The 12,350-nt window shown below is 72.4% G+C and carries 15 protein-coding genes; 11 read left to right on the top strand and 4 right to left on the bottom strand.

Features of this window, described 5'->3' with window-relative positions:
• Window positions 1-91 precede the first annotated feature (91 nt).
• Both ACFWI8_RS20780 and ACFWI8_RS20775 read right to left on the bottom strand, forming a co-directional pair.
• Window positions 92-799, bottom strand: coding sequence for an SDR family oxidoreductase (locus ACFWI8_RS20780; RefSeq protein WP_387093552.1), 708 nt, complete (start codon window positions 797-799; stop codon window positions 92-94).
• A 283-nt stretch (window positions 800-1,082) separates the two neighbouring features.
• Window positions 1,083-1,298, bottom strand: coding sequence for a hypothetical protein (locus ACFWI8_RS20775; RefSeq protein WP_387093549.1), 216 nt, complete (start codon window positions 1,296-1,298; stop codon window positions 1,083-1,085).
• Between the two features lie 256 nt (window positions 1,299-1,554).
• Here ACFWI8_RS20775 and ACFWI8_RS20770 point away from each other — a divergent pair, with 256 nt between their 5' ends.
• The 4 genes from ACFWI8_RS20770 to ACFWI8_RS20755 are packed head-to-tail and all read left to right on the top strand — an operon-like array spanning window position 1,555 to window position 2,960.
• On the top strand, window positions 1,555-2,385 hold the full coding sequence (locus tag ACFWI8_RS20770; RefSeq protein WP_387093547.1) for a helix-turn-helix transcriptional regulator: 831 nt from the start codon (window positions 1,555-1,557) through the stop codon (window positions 2,383-2,385).
• A 5-nt stretch (window positions 2,386-2,390) separates the two neighbouring features.
• The gene (locus ACFWI8_RS20765; RefSeq protein WP_387093544.1) at window positions 2,391-2,591 is read left to right on the top strand and encodes a DUF397 domain-containing protein; all 201 of its coding nucleotides are present in this window, start codon (window positions 2,391-2,393) and stop codon (window positions 2,589-2,591) included.
• A 2-nt stretch (window positions 2,592-2,593) separates the two neighbouring features.
• Window positions 2,594-2,794: a DUF397 domain-containing protein gene (locus ACFWI8_RS20760; protein WP_387093541.1), complete on the top strand. Its 201-nt coding sequence runs from the start codon at window positions 2,594-2,596 to the stop codon at window positions 2,792-2,794.
• Between the two features lie 10 nt (window positions 2,795-2,804).
• Complete coding sequence (locus ACFWI8_RS20755; protein WP_387093539.1) at window positions 2,805-2,960, top strand: hypothetical protein; 156 nt, start codon at window positions 2,805-2,807, stop codon at window positions 2,958-2,960.
• On the opposite strand, the gene ACFWI8_RS20750 is transcribed toward ACFWI8_RS20755, so the two are convergent.
• Complete coding sequence (locus ACFWI8_RS20750) at window positions 2,957-3,370, bottom strand: VOC family protein (protein WP_387093536.1); 414 nt, start codon at window positions 3,368-3,370, stop codon at window positions 2,957-2,959. The genes ACFWI8_RS20755 and ACFWI8_RS20750 overlap by 4 nt on opposite strands.
• Window positions 3,371-3,540: 170 nt before the next feature.
• Here ACFWI8_RS20750 and ACFWI8_RS20745 point away from each other — a divergent pair, with 170 nt between their 5' ends.
• From ACFWI8_RS20745 to ACFWI8_RS20735, 3 genes are all read left to right on the top strand, one after another.
• On the top strand, window positions 3,541-3,741 hold the full coding sequence (locus tag ACFWI8_RS20745; RefSeq protein WP_387093533.1) for a hypothetical protein: 201 nt from the start codon (window positions 3,541-3,543) through the stop codon (window positions 3,739-3,741).
• A complete protein-coding gene (gene sigJ / locus ACFWI8_RS20740) occupies window positions 3,738-4,634 on the top strand; it encodes an RNA polymerase sigma factor SigJ (RefSeq protein ID WP_387093530.1) in 897 nt (298 codons plus the stop codon). The genes ACFWI8_RS20745 and sigJ overlap by 4 nt, the downstream gene beginning before the upstream one ends.
• A 164-nt stretch (window positions 4,635-4,798) precedes the next feature.
• Window positions 4,799-5,410 carry a DoxX family protein gene (locus ACFWI8_RS20735; RefSeq protein ID WP_387093527.1) on the top strand — a complete coding sequence of 204 codons (612 nt, stop codon included), beginning with the start codon at window positions 4,799-4,801 and terminating at the stop codon, window positions 5,408-5,410.
• Between the two features lie 470 nt (window positions 5,411-5,880).
• Here ACFWI8_RS20735 and ACFWI8_RS20730 read toward each other — a convergent pair whose 3' ends face one another.
• Window positions 5,881-6,840, bottom strand: a complete 960-nt coding sequence (locus ACFWI8_RS20730; protein ID WP_387093524.1) for an NADP-dependent oxidoreductase — start codon at window positions 6,838-6,840, stop codon at window positions 5,881-5,883.
• A 69-nt stretch (window positions 6,841-6,909) separates the two neighbouring features.
• Between ACFWI8_RS20730 and ACFWI8_RS20725 the strand changes: the two genes are divergently transcribed.
• The 4 genes from ACFWI8_RS20725 (at window position 6,910) to ACFWI8_RS20710 (ending at window position 12,326) form a co-directional block, all read left to right on the top strand.
• Entirely contained in the window at window positions 6,910-7,869 is a 960-nt protein-coding gene (locus tag ACFWI8_RS20725; protein ID WP_387093522.1) for a GlxA family transcriptional regulator, read from the top strand.
• A gap of 82 nt (window positions 7,870-7,951) precedes the next feature.
• Window positions 7,952-8,818, top strand: coding sequence for an FCD domain-containing protein (locus tag ACFWI8_RS20720; protein WP_387093520.1), 867 nt, complete (start codon window positions 7,952-7,954; stop codon window positions 8,816-8,818).
• A 76-nt stretch (window positions 8,819-8,894) separates the two neighbouring features.
• The gene (gene acnA / locus ACFWI8_RS20715; RefSeq protein WP_387093517.1) at window positions 8,895-11,555 is read left to right on the top strand and encodes an aconitate hydratase AcnA; all 2,661 of its coding nucleotides are present in this window, start codon (window positions 8,895-8,897) and stop codon (window positions 11,553-11,555) included.
• Between the two features lie 54 nt (window positions 11,556-11,609).
• Entirely contained in the window at window positions 11,610-12,326 is a 717-nt protein-coding gene (locus ACFWI8_RS20710) for a FadR/GntR family transcriptional regulator (RefSeq protein WP_387093514.1), read from the top strand.
• The last annotated feature ends 24 nt before the right edge of the window (window positions 12,327-12,350 follow it).

Below are 12,350 nucleotides of genomic sequence, written 5' to 3'. Positions count from 1 at the left end.
CCATCGTGCTCCACGCGGTAGCTGAACCAGGGGCCGTCGTTGTGCCGCCGCACCCCGCCGGCCCGGGCCGAGCGTGCGACCGTGGCGCGCGCTACCAGTCCAGCGGTCGCCCGTCGCGGTAGAAGCCGCCGGTGGGCCCGTTGTCGGGCAGTTCCACGGCCCACAGGACGCTGCGGGCGCCCTCGCTCACCGGCCGCCCCCCGGGACCCCCCATGTCGGTGGCCACCCAGCCCGGGCAGACGGCGTTGACCAGGATCCGGTCGCCCTTGAGGTCGGCCGCCAGCAGGCGGGTCGCGGCGTTCAGCGCGGCCTTGGACACCGAGTACGCCGGCGTACCGGCGCCCATGCCGGCCAGCGAACCCCCACCGCTGGAGACGTTGACGACGCGCGGGTGCGGGCTGCGGCGCAGCAGGGGCACCAGGGCCTGTGCCGTGCGCCAGGCGCCGAGGGTGTTGGTCTCCAGTGCCTGGCGCACCACGTCCAGATCGGCGCTGGCCGGCCGTTGCCACGTGTCGTAGAGGATCGCGGCGTTGTTGACCAGCACGTCGCAGCGCCCGTACTCGGCAGTCAGCCACTGTGCGAACGCGGTGACGGACTCACTGTCGGCCACGTCGAGTTGGTGGGTGACCACGCTCAGCCCGGCCTCGGCCAACGACATGGCGGCGGCCTCGCCCTTCACCGCGTCACGCGAGCCCAGCACGGCCGTGAAGCCGCGCTCCGCCAACTGGCGGACGACCTCCAGCCCAATGCCCCGGTTGGCCCCGGTGACGACGGCCACCGGCGCGTGCGCACCTGACAACACAGCCTCCTGAAAGAGTTGGCGGACAGCTCACCCGCGGGCCGGCTCAGTCCGTGGCCTTCTCCCCGAACTCCCGGATGATCTGGGATGGGTCGGTGGAGGACTTCCACCGCGTGATCTTCCCATCCCGAACGGTGCGCCACTGAGCCTTTTTCAGCCTCGGGCTGAGGGCTCGGGACGATGGTGTCCCAGTTCTCGGACACCCAGTGAAGGATGTCCTCCCCCAACTGCGGTTCTGGATGCCGGCGTCGGATGCGGCGTCGATCATGAGAGGTTCAACCGGTCAGCCGACGGCCCTGAGTTCGTCGAGCGACGCCTGCCACTCGTGGCCGCCGCCGATGGGGCGGAGGAACGCGGTCTGGCGGGCGATCCGGTCGGTGGTGCGGTCGCGCTCGATCAGGCACGCCATCAGTCGCCCTCGGCGGCCGTGCGCGTCCTCCACCAGCGTGCCCGGAGGAAAGGGGAGTTCGGTGGCCCATTCGGCCTTGGGGACGTTCACCTGACGACCGTCCGGCCGTAGATCAGCGCGTCGCAGGCGGGGCAACGCAGGCCCTCGGGGGACTGCTTCATGTCCCGGAGGGAACCGGGGTGGGGGCAACGGACCGGCGGGGCGGGCGGTTGGGGCTGCATGGACATGTGTTCTCTCTGTAGTCGCGTGACTACAAGGTTTGCCGCGTGGGTAGGCCGCTGGCCAGAGCGGAGCTGTGGCCTCTCAGACCGGCCACAAACGCACATTCGGGAAGGGGTGGCGGCCGATGGCGTCACGCAAGTCCGAGCCGGAGCAGGTGGCACCGGCCCGGCGGAAGTACATGGAGGAGTTGCTGCAACTCCGCGAGGAGTCCGGCATGTCCCTCGGGGACCTGTCGGAGGCGACGACGTACGACCGGTCGTATCTCGGCAAGTTGGAGCGTGGGGAGCGGCTCGGCGATCTGGACACGGCCAAGCGGCTCGACGAGGTCTACGGGACGCGGCGGAGTCTCCAGAACCTGTGGTCGCTGGCCAAGGACGACACGTATCTCGGGCGGTATCAGCGATACATGGCGCTGGAGAACTTGGCGCGGGTCCTCCAGGTGTATGTGCCGCAGACCATTCCCGGGCTGCTGCAGACCGAGGAGTACGCGAGGGAGCAGCTGTGGTCAATGCCGCACCGCGCGGACGAGGAGGATGGCTTTGAGGAGCAACTGGTCCTGCGCTTGAACCGACAGCGGATACTGCGCCGTGACAATTCGGCCCCGCATCTACGGGTGGTGCTCGACGAGGCTGTCTTCAGCCGGCCGTTGAAGGACCGGGACGCTTGGAAGCGGCAGTTGCAGCGCCTGCTCGACGACGCCGAGCTGCCGAACGTGACGATTCAGGTGCTTCCGTTCGAGACGGGGTTGCACTACCTCCTGGGCGGTTCCCTGACCATCATGTGGCTCCCGGACGGCACCTGTGCCGTCTACTCGGAGGGCAGCAGTTCCGGGGAGATGATCGAGGAACCGGCGGAGGTGGAACAGTACAGACTCTCCTACGATGAGGTAAGCGCACTCGCACTATCCCCGAAGGACTCCTTGGAGTTCGTCCGCGACCTGATGAAGGATGGCTAGAGACGATGCGATCCCCCCGGCTTGATCTGAGTGGCCTCACCTGGCGCAAGTCCAGCTACAGCAACGGGGGAGCCAACAACTGCGTCGAGGTTGCCGATGGCCTGCCGGGCGTGGTGCCCGTGCGGGACAGCAAGGCCGTGGCCGGTCCCGCGCTTGTGGTTTCGGCGGGCGCGTGGGCGGCCTTTGTCGCGGCCGTGAAGGGTTGACGATGCGATTCCCCAGCCCCGATCTGAGCGGTGTCACCTGGCGTAAGTCCAGCTACAGCAATGGGGGAGACAACAACTGCGTCGAGGTCGCCGACGGTCTGTCCGGCGTCGTGCCGGTGCGGGACAGCAAGGCCGTGGCCGGTCCCGCGCTTGTGGTTTCGGCGGGCGCGTGGGCAGCCTTCGTCGCGGCCGTGAAGGGCTGAACGCCCGGCCGTGACTGGCCCCGACCGGGACGACGACCGCGAGTACCGCGACGCCCTGCGGCGAGCCGACCGGGCGACGCGGTTCGGCTGGGAGGGATCGGCTGCGCGCTGGTCGCCATCGCCGGGCGTCGCGGTCGTTTACGCCGTCGTGGTCATGGACTACTAGACGGTCGGTTCCAGGACATCGGCCGGCGCCAGGGAGCGTAGGACGTCGAACTCGTTGCCCTCGGGGTCGGCCATGACGACCCACGTCTGGCCGGGGTGCCGGCCCACGTCCACCCGGGTCGCGCCGAGGTCGAGCAGCCTGCTCACCTCGTCCTCGGTGCTGCCGTCGATCGGGCTGACGTCGAGGTGGAGCCGGTTCTTCACGGCCTTGCCCTCCGGCACCCGGATGAACACCAGGGTGGGCGGCATCTGGCGGGCCCGGACCTCCTCCACGGTCGGCTCCCACGAGCCGATCTCGACCTTGCCCTCGCTCCGGTCGATCACCCTGAAGTCCAGGACCGCGCACCAGAAGGCCGCGAGGCGTTCCGGATCGTGGCAGTCGACAACCAACTCGGTGAACCTACTCGTCATGACTCCCCAAACGGTGTGAACGGGGGCTCAGCCTACCCAGAGCCTCACAGCCGCAGGCGATCGTCACCGGTCGTCCTCCACCAGGGCCCGCAGCGCCGGTCTTCGGGGTGATGTGCCTCGTGTCACACCGATCGGTGTCACGTTTCGGCCGGCCTCGGTGTCTTGGAGGCATGACGGAACACAGTCCACCAAGCAACAAGGTCGACTACGGCACGCTGCTCGGCGAGGAGGTCCGGCTGGTCGTCGACAGTGCCACGCACAGCGCCGCCCGCCAACTCGCCGGCAGGGACGACGACCCGGTGAACGTCCACACCAGCGGCCCCCGTCACGAGCGGCCGGCTACCGCACCGCGGGGAGTCACGTCGCCATGACCACCGACGAGCACGCCGAGCGGTTCACCCTGCTGCGGCCACTGCGGTTCACGATCGCCTACGAGATGCTCGGCTCGGCGACGGAGTCCGACAACGTGCTGCAGGACAGCTATCTGCGGTGGGCCGAGGTGGACCTCGCGACGGTGCGAGACACCAAGTCGTATCTGGCGCGGCTGGTGACCCGCCAGGCTCTCAACGCGTTGCGGGCGAGCGCGCGTCGGCGCGAGGACTACGTCGGTCCGTGGCTGCCCGAGCCCGTGCTGCTCGACGAGAACGACGCGGCGGCCGACGTGGTGCTGGCCGAGTCCGTGTCCATGGCGATGCTGGTGGTGCTTGAAACTCTCACACCCGACGAGCGCGTGGTGTTCGTGCTGTACGAGGTGTTCGGCTTCTCCCACAGCGACATCGCCGCCGCGGTGGGCAAACCCGTGGCGACGGTACGGCAGGCGGCGCACCGTGCCCGCAAGCACGTGCAGGCGCGGCGCAGGCGCTTCGAACCCGCCGACACCGCGACGACCGCACGGATCACCGATCAGTTCATGACCGCGGCCACCACGGGTGACATGCAAGGGCTGCTCGCGCTGCTCGCGAAGGACGCCACCCTCACAGCCGACGGCGGCGGCAAAACCCCCGCGGCACGCCAGCCGGTGGTGGGTGCGGAGCTGGTGGCGGCGCACCTCGCGAACCTCTTCCACAAGGGACGAGCCGTACCGGGCCTGCGGACCGAGATGGTGAACTGCAACAACGCGCCCGCGCTGGTCGCCTACCGCGGTGACCACCTGGGGGGCGTGTTCCTGATCGAGATCACCAACGACGAGATCACCAACATCTACGTCATCCGCAACCCGGACAAGCTCCTCACGCTGACGGTGCCACGCCGGATCGGCCGGTAGCGGGAGTCGGCCTCCCGCGGTCTTCGTCACCGCACCACGCGTGCACTCACTGTGGGTGACCTGCTGAGCGGACGGCCACCTGAAACCGACTCCGCTCTCAAACCAGCAACCAGTTCGGCAAGGAGACCACGATGCGAACTCAAACGACCAACAGCCGGCCGCGCGTGACCGGCGAGAAGCCGGCCACCGCAGGACAAGCCGACGGGAACCGGATCCGCCCCATGGCCTTCTGGTTCACCACCGTCGTCATCGTCTTCGAGTTGATCGCCGGAACGGCGTGGAACCTTCTGACGATCGACTGGGTCGAAGCCCAGTTGGACCACCTCAGATACCCGGACTACTTCGCCTACGTTCTGGGCGTGTGTCAGTTCGGTGCGGCCGTCGCGATCGCCGTTCCCGGGTTCCAGCTGATCAAGGAATGGGCGTACGCGGGTGTCCTTTTCCTTTGGGGAGGTGCCGTCGTGTCACATCTGGCACTTGGCGATGGTCCTGAGTCGTGGGGGCCGCCGCTGATGTTCCTGGCGCTCGCCGTCGCGTCGTGGACACTGAGGCCGGCCGACCGTCGACTCCAGGCGACCCGGCTCCGCCGGGACCGCCCCGCCGACGCCGGCCAGGACAGGACGGGGCGGCCGGAAACCCGTCCTCGCGCTTGGGCCGTTTCGACCGGGCTCGTCGTCGTCCTGTCCGCCGTCTCGCTCCTCACGCTGCCGGCCGCGGAGGACATCACGGACGAGTGGGCAGTCGAGCGCGGCTGGGTCGACGAACAGCGGCCGTGACCGTCTCTCGCCGACACCGGTGTCACCACGCGGTCGCAGGCATATGGCCCCCCGGCGACCCGCAGCGGCAAGAGGCTGTCGACGCCACTCGGGTCGCCGCCGGCCGCCGGCTTCGCCGCCGAGGGCCCGGGAGGCGGCGGGCGAACCACGGGCGCGTGGGGTGGGGCGGCGGCCTCGGCGGCGGAGCACCGGAAGCCCGCTCCGGCTCCTGATCCGGCCCACCGCCGCGACGTGGAGCACCGCGCCGAGCCGCGGTCTCCGGCTCGCTGAGCAACTGCTCAGGGGAGAGGTAGTCCGCGTCGCCCAGCGCCGCGTCGCTCGGCCCGGCCGACGCCGAACGCGGCGCGCGGGCTGTTCCGACACCACCCTGAGCGCCACCGCCTGCCCGGCGGAGGAACGCCCCAGACAGAGCTGGCCCAGCCGCCCGAGCGGCCGGTAGGGCCGGGCCGCGCACCGTCGGAGGACGGGCCCTAGCCGTCGACCGTGAGGACGAGCTTGCCGGTGGTGCGGTTGGTCTCGCCCAGCGCGTGGGCCTTCGCGGCCTCGGCGAGGGGGAACGTGGCCTCGACGTGGGCTCGCAGGGCGCCGGAGTCCACGAGGTCGGCGATGGCGGTCATGCCGGCGTGGTCGGCCTCGACGAGGAGCGTCTCCACCCGCACGTTCCGCTCCGCGGCCTTCGTGGCCTCCGCCTCGGGGTCGGGGCTCGGCAGCAGGGAGACGAGGACGCCGCCGGGGCGCAGGACGTCGAGGGAGCGGGTGCGGGTGTCGCCGGAGACCGTGTCGAGGACCATGTCGACGTCCCCGGTGGCCTCCCGGAAGTCGGTGGTGCGGTAGTCGATCGTCTCGTCGGCGCCGAGGGCGCGCAGGAATTCGTGCTTGGGGCCGCTCGCGGTCCCGATCACGTGGGCGCCGCGCGCCTTGGCGATCTGGACGGCGAGGTGGCCGACGCCGCCGGCCGCCGCGTGGATCAGGACCCGCTGCCCCGCGGTCACGTCGGCCGTGTCGACGATGGCCTGGTACGTGGTGAGCGCGGCCAGCGGCAGCGCGCCGGCCTGGACGTGGTCGACGGCGGCCGGCTTGTGCGCGAAGGCGCGGGCCGGCCCTGTGACGTACTCGGCGTGCGCCCCGACCCCGTACGGGTAGGGCAGCATCCCGAAGACCTCGTCGCCCGGCTTGAAGAGGGTCACGCCGTAGCCGACGGCCTCGACCACCCCGGAGACGTCCCAGCCCAGGACGCGCGGGAGGCGGTCGACGAAGCCGCGGCCCGAACGGTGCTTCCAGTCGGTGGGGTTGAGCCCGGCGGCCCGGACGGCGACCAGGAGCTCGCTGGGGCCCGGCTTCGGCCTGGGCAGCTCGACCTCCCTGAGCACCTCGGGGCTGCCCACGGTGTCCTGGCTGATGGCTCGCATGGTGGCGGTCGTGTTCGTCATGGGACCAGCCTGGTACGCCGGCGACCGCCGTACCATGGCATGAATGCCATCTTTCGACGGGATCATGCCATGGGAACTCCGCACCGGGTCGTGGTGCTCGCCCTGGACGGGGTGTACCCGTTCGAACTCGGCATCCCCAGCCGGGTCTTCGACGCGGCCGGTGGCCGCTACGAGGTCCTGACCTGCTCGATCGACGGCGGTCCTGTCCGCACCAACGCGGACTTCTCCGTCTCACCGCCGCACGGCCCCGAGGCGTTGCGGACGGCCGACACCGTCCTGCTGCCGCCCTTCGACACCGCGAGACTCACCCGGGAGCCGCCCGCCGGAGTCCGGGACGCGTTGGCGAGCCGGCCGCCGGGGACGCGGATCGTGTCCATATGCACGGGCGCCTTCGTGCTGGCCGGCGCCGGGTTGCTCGACGGCCGCCCGGCCACCACGCACTGGGCGCTCGCGGACCTCTTCCGCGCCTGGTACCCGAGGGTGCGCCTGGACCCCGACGTGCTGTTCGTCGACGACGGGGACGTGCTCACGTCGGCCGGCGCCGCCTCCGGGGTGGACGTCTGCCTGTACCTGGTGCGTCGGGACCACGGCACCGCCGTCGCCAACCGCGCGGCCCGGATCTGCGTCGCGCCGCCGTGGCGGGAGGGCGGCCAGGCCCAGTTCATCGAGCGGCCGGTCCCCGAGCCGGTCGCCAACGGCACGGCGCCCACCCGCCGGTGGGCCCTGGAGAACCTGCACGAGCCGCTGACGTTGGCGGACCTGGCGGGGCACGCGCGGATGAGTCCGCGCACCTTCGTGCGGCGCTTCAACGAGGAGGTCGGGACGAGCCCGGGCCGCTGGCTGATCCGACAGCGGGTGGACCGTGCCCGGGACCTGCTGGAGTCCACCGACCTGCCGGTGGACGACGTCGCGGCCCGGGTCGGCTTCGCCAGCGGCACCTCGCTGCGCGAGCATCTGCACGCCGCGATCGGCATCTCGCCGCTCGCCTACCGGCGTACCTTCCGCGGCGACCTGACCGCCCCGCGCTGACCGCGTCCGCCCGGGGGCGGCGTGCCAGAATGGGCCGCCGCCCGTCAGGACCCGTCGTCGTACGCCAGCACCGAGGTTTTCCGTGACCAAGTCAGCGCCTCTCGCGGCCCGGCTGGCCGCCGTGCTCCGGGACGCGGGGGTCGGCGAGGGCGAGCACCTCACCGAGGAGTGGGTGGCCGAGCGGCTCGGCGTCTCGCGGACGCCCGCGCGGCGGGCGATGGCGGCGCTGGCCGAGCGCGGGGTGCTGGTGCGGGAGGCGAACCGGGGGTTCTTCCTGCGGCGGTCCGGCGCTGAGTTGACGCGGATCGCGGGCGAGGACGCGGGGGACGCGGTGGAGGCGGCGTACCTGGCGCTCGCCAGGGACCACCTGGGCGGCGCGTTCGGCGGCGAGTTCACGGCGTCCGACCTGGAGCGCCGGTACGGGCTCAACCCGCGGCAGGGGCAGCGGCTGCTGTCCCGCATGGAGGGGGAGGGGCTGGTCAGGCGCCGCCCGGCCCGGGGCTGGGTGTTCGAGCCGGTGCTGACCACGGCGGGGGCGCACGACCAGAGCTACCGGTTCCGGATGATCGTCGAGCCGGCCGCGCTGCTGGAGCCCGGGTTCGCGGTGGACGCCGGGGAGTTGGCGGCGCACCGGGCGCGCCAGGAGGCGCTGGCGGCGGGCGGCGCCGGCGCGTTGACGCCGGCCGAGCTGTTCGAGACCAACGCGGCGTTCCACGAGACGCTGGTCGGTGGCTCGGGCAACACCTTCCTGCTGGACGCGGTCCGCCGGCAGAACCGGCTGCGGCGGCTGATCGAGTACCGCCTCCAGGGCGACGTGGCGCGCCTCGTCGAGCAGGCCAGGGAGCATCTCGCGCTGCTCGACCTGGTCGAGCGGGGACGGCTGGCCGAGGCGGCCGACTTCCTCCGGGACCACCTGGACCGGGTGCGGCGGCGCAAGATCGACGGGTAGGCCGGGAAAGCGGCCGGGGCAGGGGCTCTCGCGCGGGCAGTTGTTGTACGAATGCGCGTGCTCGTACAATCGGGCCATGAGTGCCGTGCCAGCCCCGCCGTCCACCGCCGCCCTGCGCATCAGCGGGCGCGCGTACCGCTACGTGCCGCTCGACCGGCTGCTGCCGCCCGCGGAGTTGGCGGCCGTGCCGTACGCGGTGCGGATCCTGCTGGAGAACGTGGCCCGGCGCTCGCCCGAGGCGCTGGCCGCGGTGCGGGCGCGGATCAGGGGCGAGGGGCCGCCGTGCGAGGTGCCGGTGCTGCCCAACCGGGTGATGCTGCACGACACCACCTGCCTGCCGGCGCTGGCCGACTTCGCCGCCATGCGGGACAGCGTGGCCGAACTGGGCGGCGACCCGGCCGGGTTGCGGCCGGCCGTGCCGGTGGACCTGGTCGTCGACCACTCGGTGGTCGTCGAGGAGTACGGCCACGCCGGCGCGCTGGAGCGCAACCTGCGGGTCGACTTCCGGCGCAACCACGAGCGGTACGCGTTCATCCGCTGGGCCGAGCGGGCGCTGACCGGCTTCCGGGTGGTGCCGCCCGGCACCGGGATCATCCACCAGGTCAACATGGAGTCGCTGGCCCGGGTCGTGTGGACGACGGAGGCGGCCGACGGCGGCCCGCCGCTGCTCCACCCCGACCTGCTGGTGGCCACGGACAGCCACACCCCGATGATCAACGCGCTCGGCGTGGTGGGCTGGGGCGTCGGTGGCCTGGAGGGGCAGGCCGCCATGGTCGGGGAGCCGGTGGCCATCCCCTTCCCCGAGGTGGTGGGGGTGCAGCTGACCGGCAGGCTCGCCCCCGGCGTCGGCGCGACCGACCTGGCGCTCACGCTCACCGAACTGCTGCGCGCCACCGGCGTCGTGGACCGCTTCGTGGAGTTCACCGGGGACGGCGTGGACACCCTCGGCTGGGCGGAGCGTGCCGCGGTCGCCAACATGGCCCCGGAGTACGGCGCGACCTGCGTGTTCTTCCCCTACGACGACGAGACCGCGCGCTATCTGCGGCTGAGCGGTCGCGACGCCGGGCACCGCGAGCTGGTCGACGCCTACCTCACCGCGCAGGGCCTGAAGCGGCTGCCGGGCGCGCCCGAGCCGCGGTTCGACGCCGTCATCGACCTGGACCTGGGCTCCGTCGAGCCGAGCCTGGCCGGACCCGCACTGCCCCACCAGCGGGTGCCGCTCTCGTCCGTGCCGGCCTCCTTCCACACGGCGGCCGGCGACCGGGCGGCGGCGACGACGGCGCACAGCGACCCGGTGTACGGGGAGCCGGTGCCGGCCGGGCCGGTGGCCATCGCGTCGATCACCAGCTGCACCAACACCGCCAACCCGGCGCTGATGATCCAGGCCGGGCTGCTGGCCAGGCGGGCCGCCGAGGCCGGGCTGCGGCCCAGGCCGTGGGTGAAGACCTCGCTGTCGCCCGGGTCCCGGGTGGTCGAGCGGTACCTCGCCGACGCCGGCCTGCTGGCGGCGCTGGAGAGCGTCGGGTTCCACCTGGCGGGGTTCGGCTGCATGACCTGCATCGGCAACTCGGGGCCCCTCGAACCCCGGATGGCGGAGCTGGCGGACGCCGGGCACGAGCCGGTGGCCGTGCTGTCCGGCAACCGCAACTTCGCCGGCCGGGTCAACCCGCGCGTCTCCTACTCCTACCTGGCCTCGCCGCCGCTGGTGGTGGCCTACGCGCTGGCCGGCAGCGTCCTGCGGGACCTGACCGGCGAGCCACTGGGCCACGACGCGCACGGCCGGCCGGTGTTCCTGGCCGACGTCTGGCCCAGCGACGAGGAGGTCGCCGAGGTGGTGGCGGCGTCCGTGCGGCCCGAGATGTTCCGGGAGAACACCGAGCGGCTGCGGGACGGCACCGAGCACTGGCGGCGGCTCTCCGGCCGGGACGGCGTCCGCCACGCCTGGGACCCCGACTCCACCTACCTGCGCCGGCCGCCCTACCTCACCGGCCTGGCCCGCGAAGCGGCCGGGCCGCCCGTCGTCACGTCGGCGCGGGCGCTGCTGCGGCTCGGCGACGACGTCACCACCGACCACATATCGCCGGCCGGCGCCATCCCCCGGGACAGCGCGGCCGGCCGCTGGTTGGCCGAGCGGGGCACGGCGCCGCGCGACCTCAACCAGTACGCCACCCGTCGCAGCAACCACGAGGTGATGCTGCGCGGCGCGTTCACCAACGCGGCCGTCGCCAACCTCCTGCTGCCGGAGGGCGAACGGGGCCGGGGCGGGCACGCCCGCACCGTCGACGGCGGCGCGGTCCTGCCGGTGTACGAGGCGGCCGCCGGCTACCGGGCGGCCGGCGTGCCGCTGCTGCTGTTCGCCGGGCGGAACTACGGCGCCGGGTCGAGCCGGGACTGGGCGGCCAAGGCGCAGGCGCTGCTCGGCGTGCGGGCGGTGATCGCGGAGAGCTTCGAGCGGATCCACCGGTCCAACCTGATCGGCATGGGCGTGCTGCCGATCGAGTTCGAGCCGGGCGACGGCGCCGGCCGGTACCGGCTCACCGGCGAGGAGGAGTTCGACCTGCTCGGCCTCGACGAGCCGGTGCCCGGCACCAACCCCGTCGTGCTGCGGGTGCGTCGGCCACGGGGCGGCGGCGAGACGCGGATCCCGCTCCGGCTGCGGCTCCACTCCCGGCAGGAGGTGGCGTACCTGCGGCACGGCGGCATCCTGCCGTACGTGGTGCGCAAGGCCGTCGGCTGACTCCCGCCCGGGGAGACCGGTTTACCGGTTGTCCGATCCCGGTAGGATCGGCGCATGGGTACCGAGCTGTCGAAGATCAGGATGGAGCCGCGCGAGCCGCTGGCCTCCGAGGTGTCGCGGCGCCTGATCGACTACCTGATGTCCGGCGAGGTCCAGCCGGGGGAGCGCATCCCGTCCGAGCGGCAGTTGACCGAACTGCTCGGCGTCAACCGGCCGACGGTGCGGGAGGCCATCAAGTCACTCGGCTTCCTGGGTCTTGTGGAGATCCGGCAGAGCAGCGGGACGTACTTCCGCGGGCCGGACTCCGACGTGCTGTACCGGCTGTTCGAGCTCGGGTTGGTGCTGGGCGAGCGCGGCGCGGAGGACCTGCTGCGGGCGCGGGCCGAGCTGGAGGTGGTGGTGGCCGGACTGGCCGCCACCGAACGCGACGAGGCCGGCGTCGAGCTGCTGCGGGAGCGGCTCGCCGCCATGCGGGACGCGCCCGACGCGGAGTTCGCGGAGGCCGACACCGCGTTCCACGCCGCCATCGCCGACGTCTGCGGCAACGTGGTGCTGCGCGACATGCTCAGGGGAATCCGGGCCATGATCCAGCGCGGCTGGATCCACCGCACCGTACCGACGCGCAGCCGCCGGGTCGCCTACGACGACCACGTCCCGATCTTCGAGGCCATCGAACGAGGCGACGGGGCCGCGGCGCGGCAGGCCATGGCCGACCACATGACGGGCGCGACGGAACGGCTGCGGGCCGCGCTGGCCGGCGGCGACGTCTGACGGGTGTCACGGGGGCGGAAGCCC

The organism is Streptomyces sp. NPDC127098 (genome assembly GCF_042722465.1).
Classification (GTDB): domain Bacteria; phylum Actinomycetota; class Actinomycetes; order Streptomycetales; family Streptomycetaceae; genus Streptomyces; species Streptomyces millisiae.
The sequence above is the reverse complement of the archived record's forward strand: the minus strand, read 5'-3'. Positions and strand labels throughout refer to the sequence as shown.

Bases quoted from the DNA above. Each gene is read 5' to 3' on its own strand.
- ACFWI8_RS20770 (WP_387093547.1), top strand. From the start codon at position 1,555: ATGGCGTCACGCAAGTCCGAGCCGGAGCAGGTGGCACCGGCCCGGCGG.
- ACFWI8_RS20765 (WP_387093544.1), top strand. From the start codon at position 2,391: ATGCGATCCCCCCGGCTTGATCTGAGTGGCCTCACCTGGCGCAAGTCC.
- ACFWI8_RS20760 (WP_387093541.1), top strand. From the start codon at position 2,594: ATGCGATTCCCCAGCCCCGATCTGAGCGGTGTCACCTGGCGTAAGTCC.
- ACFWI8_RS20750 (WP_387093536.1), bottom strand. From the start codon at position 3,370: ATGACGAGTAGGTTCACCGAGTTGGTTGTCGACTGCCACGATCCGGAA.
- ACFWI8_RS20745 (WP_387093533.1), top strand. From the start codon at position 3,541: ATGACGGAACACAGTCCACCAAGCAACAAGGTCGACTACGGCACGCTG.
- sigJ (WP_387093530.1), top strand. From the start codon at position 3,738: ATGACCACCGACGAGCACGCCGAGCGGTTCACCCTGCTGCGGCCACTG.
- ACFWI8_RS20730 (WP_387093524.1), bottom strand. From the start codon at position 6,840: ATGACGAACACGACCGCCACCATGCGAGCCATCAGCCAGGACACCGTG.
- ACFWI8_RS20725 (WP_387093522.1), top strand. From the start codon at position 6,910: ATGGGAACTCCGCACCGGGTCGTGGTGCTCGCCCTGGACGGGGTGTAC.
- acnA (WP_387093517.1), top strand. From the start codon at position 8,895: ATGAGTGCCGTGCCAGCCCCGCCGTCCACCGCCGCCCTGCGCATCAGC.
- ACFWI8_RS20710 (WP_387093514.1), top strand. From the start codon at position 11,610: ATGGGTACCGAGCTGTCGAAGATCAGGATGGAGCCGCGCGAGCCGCTG.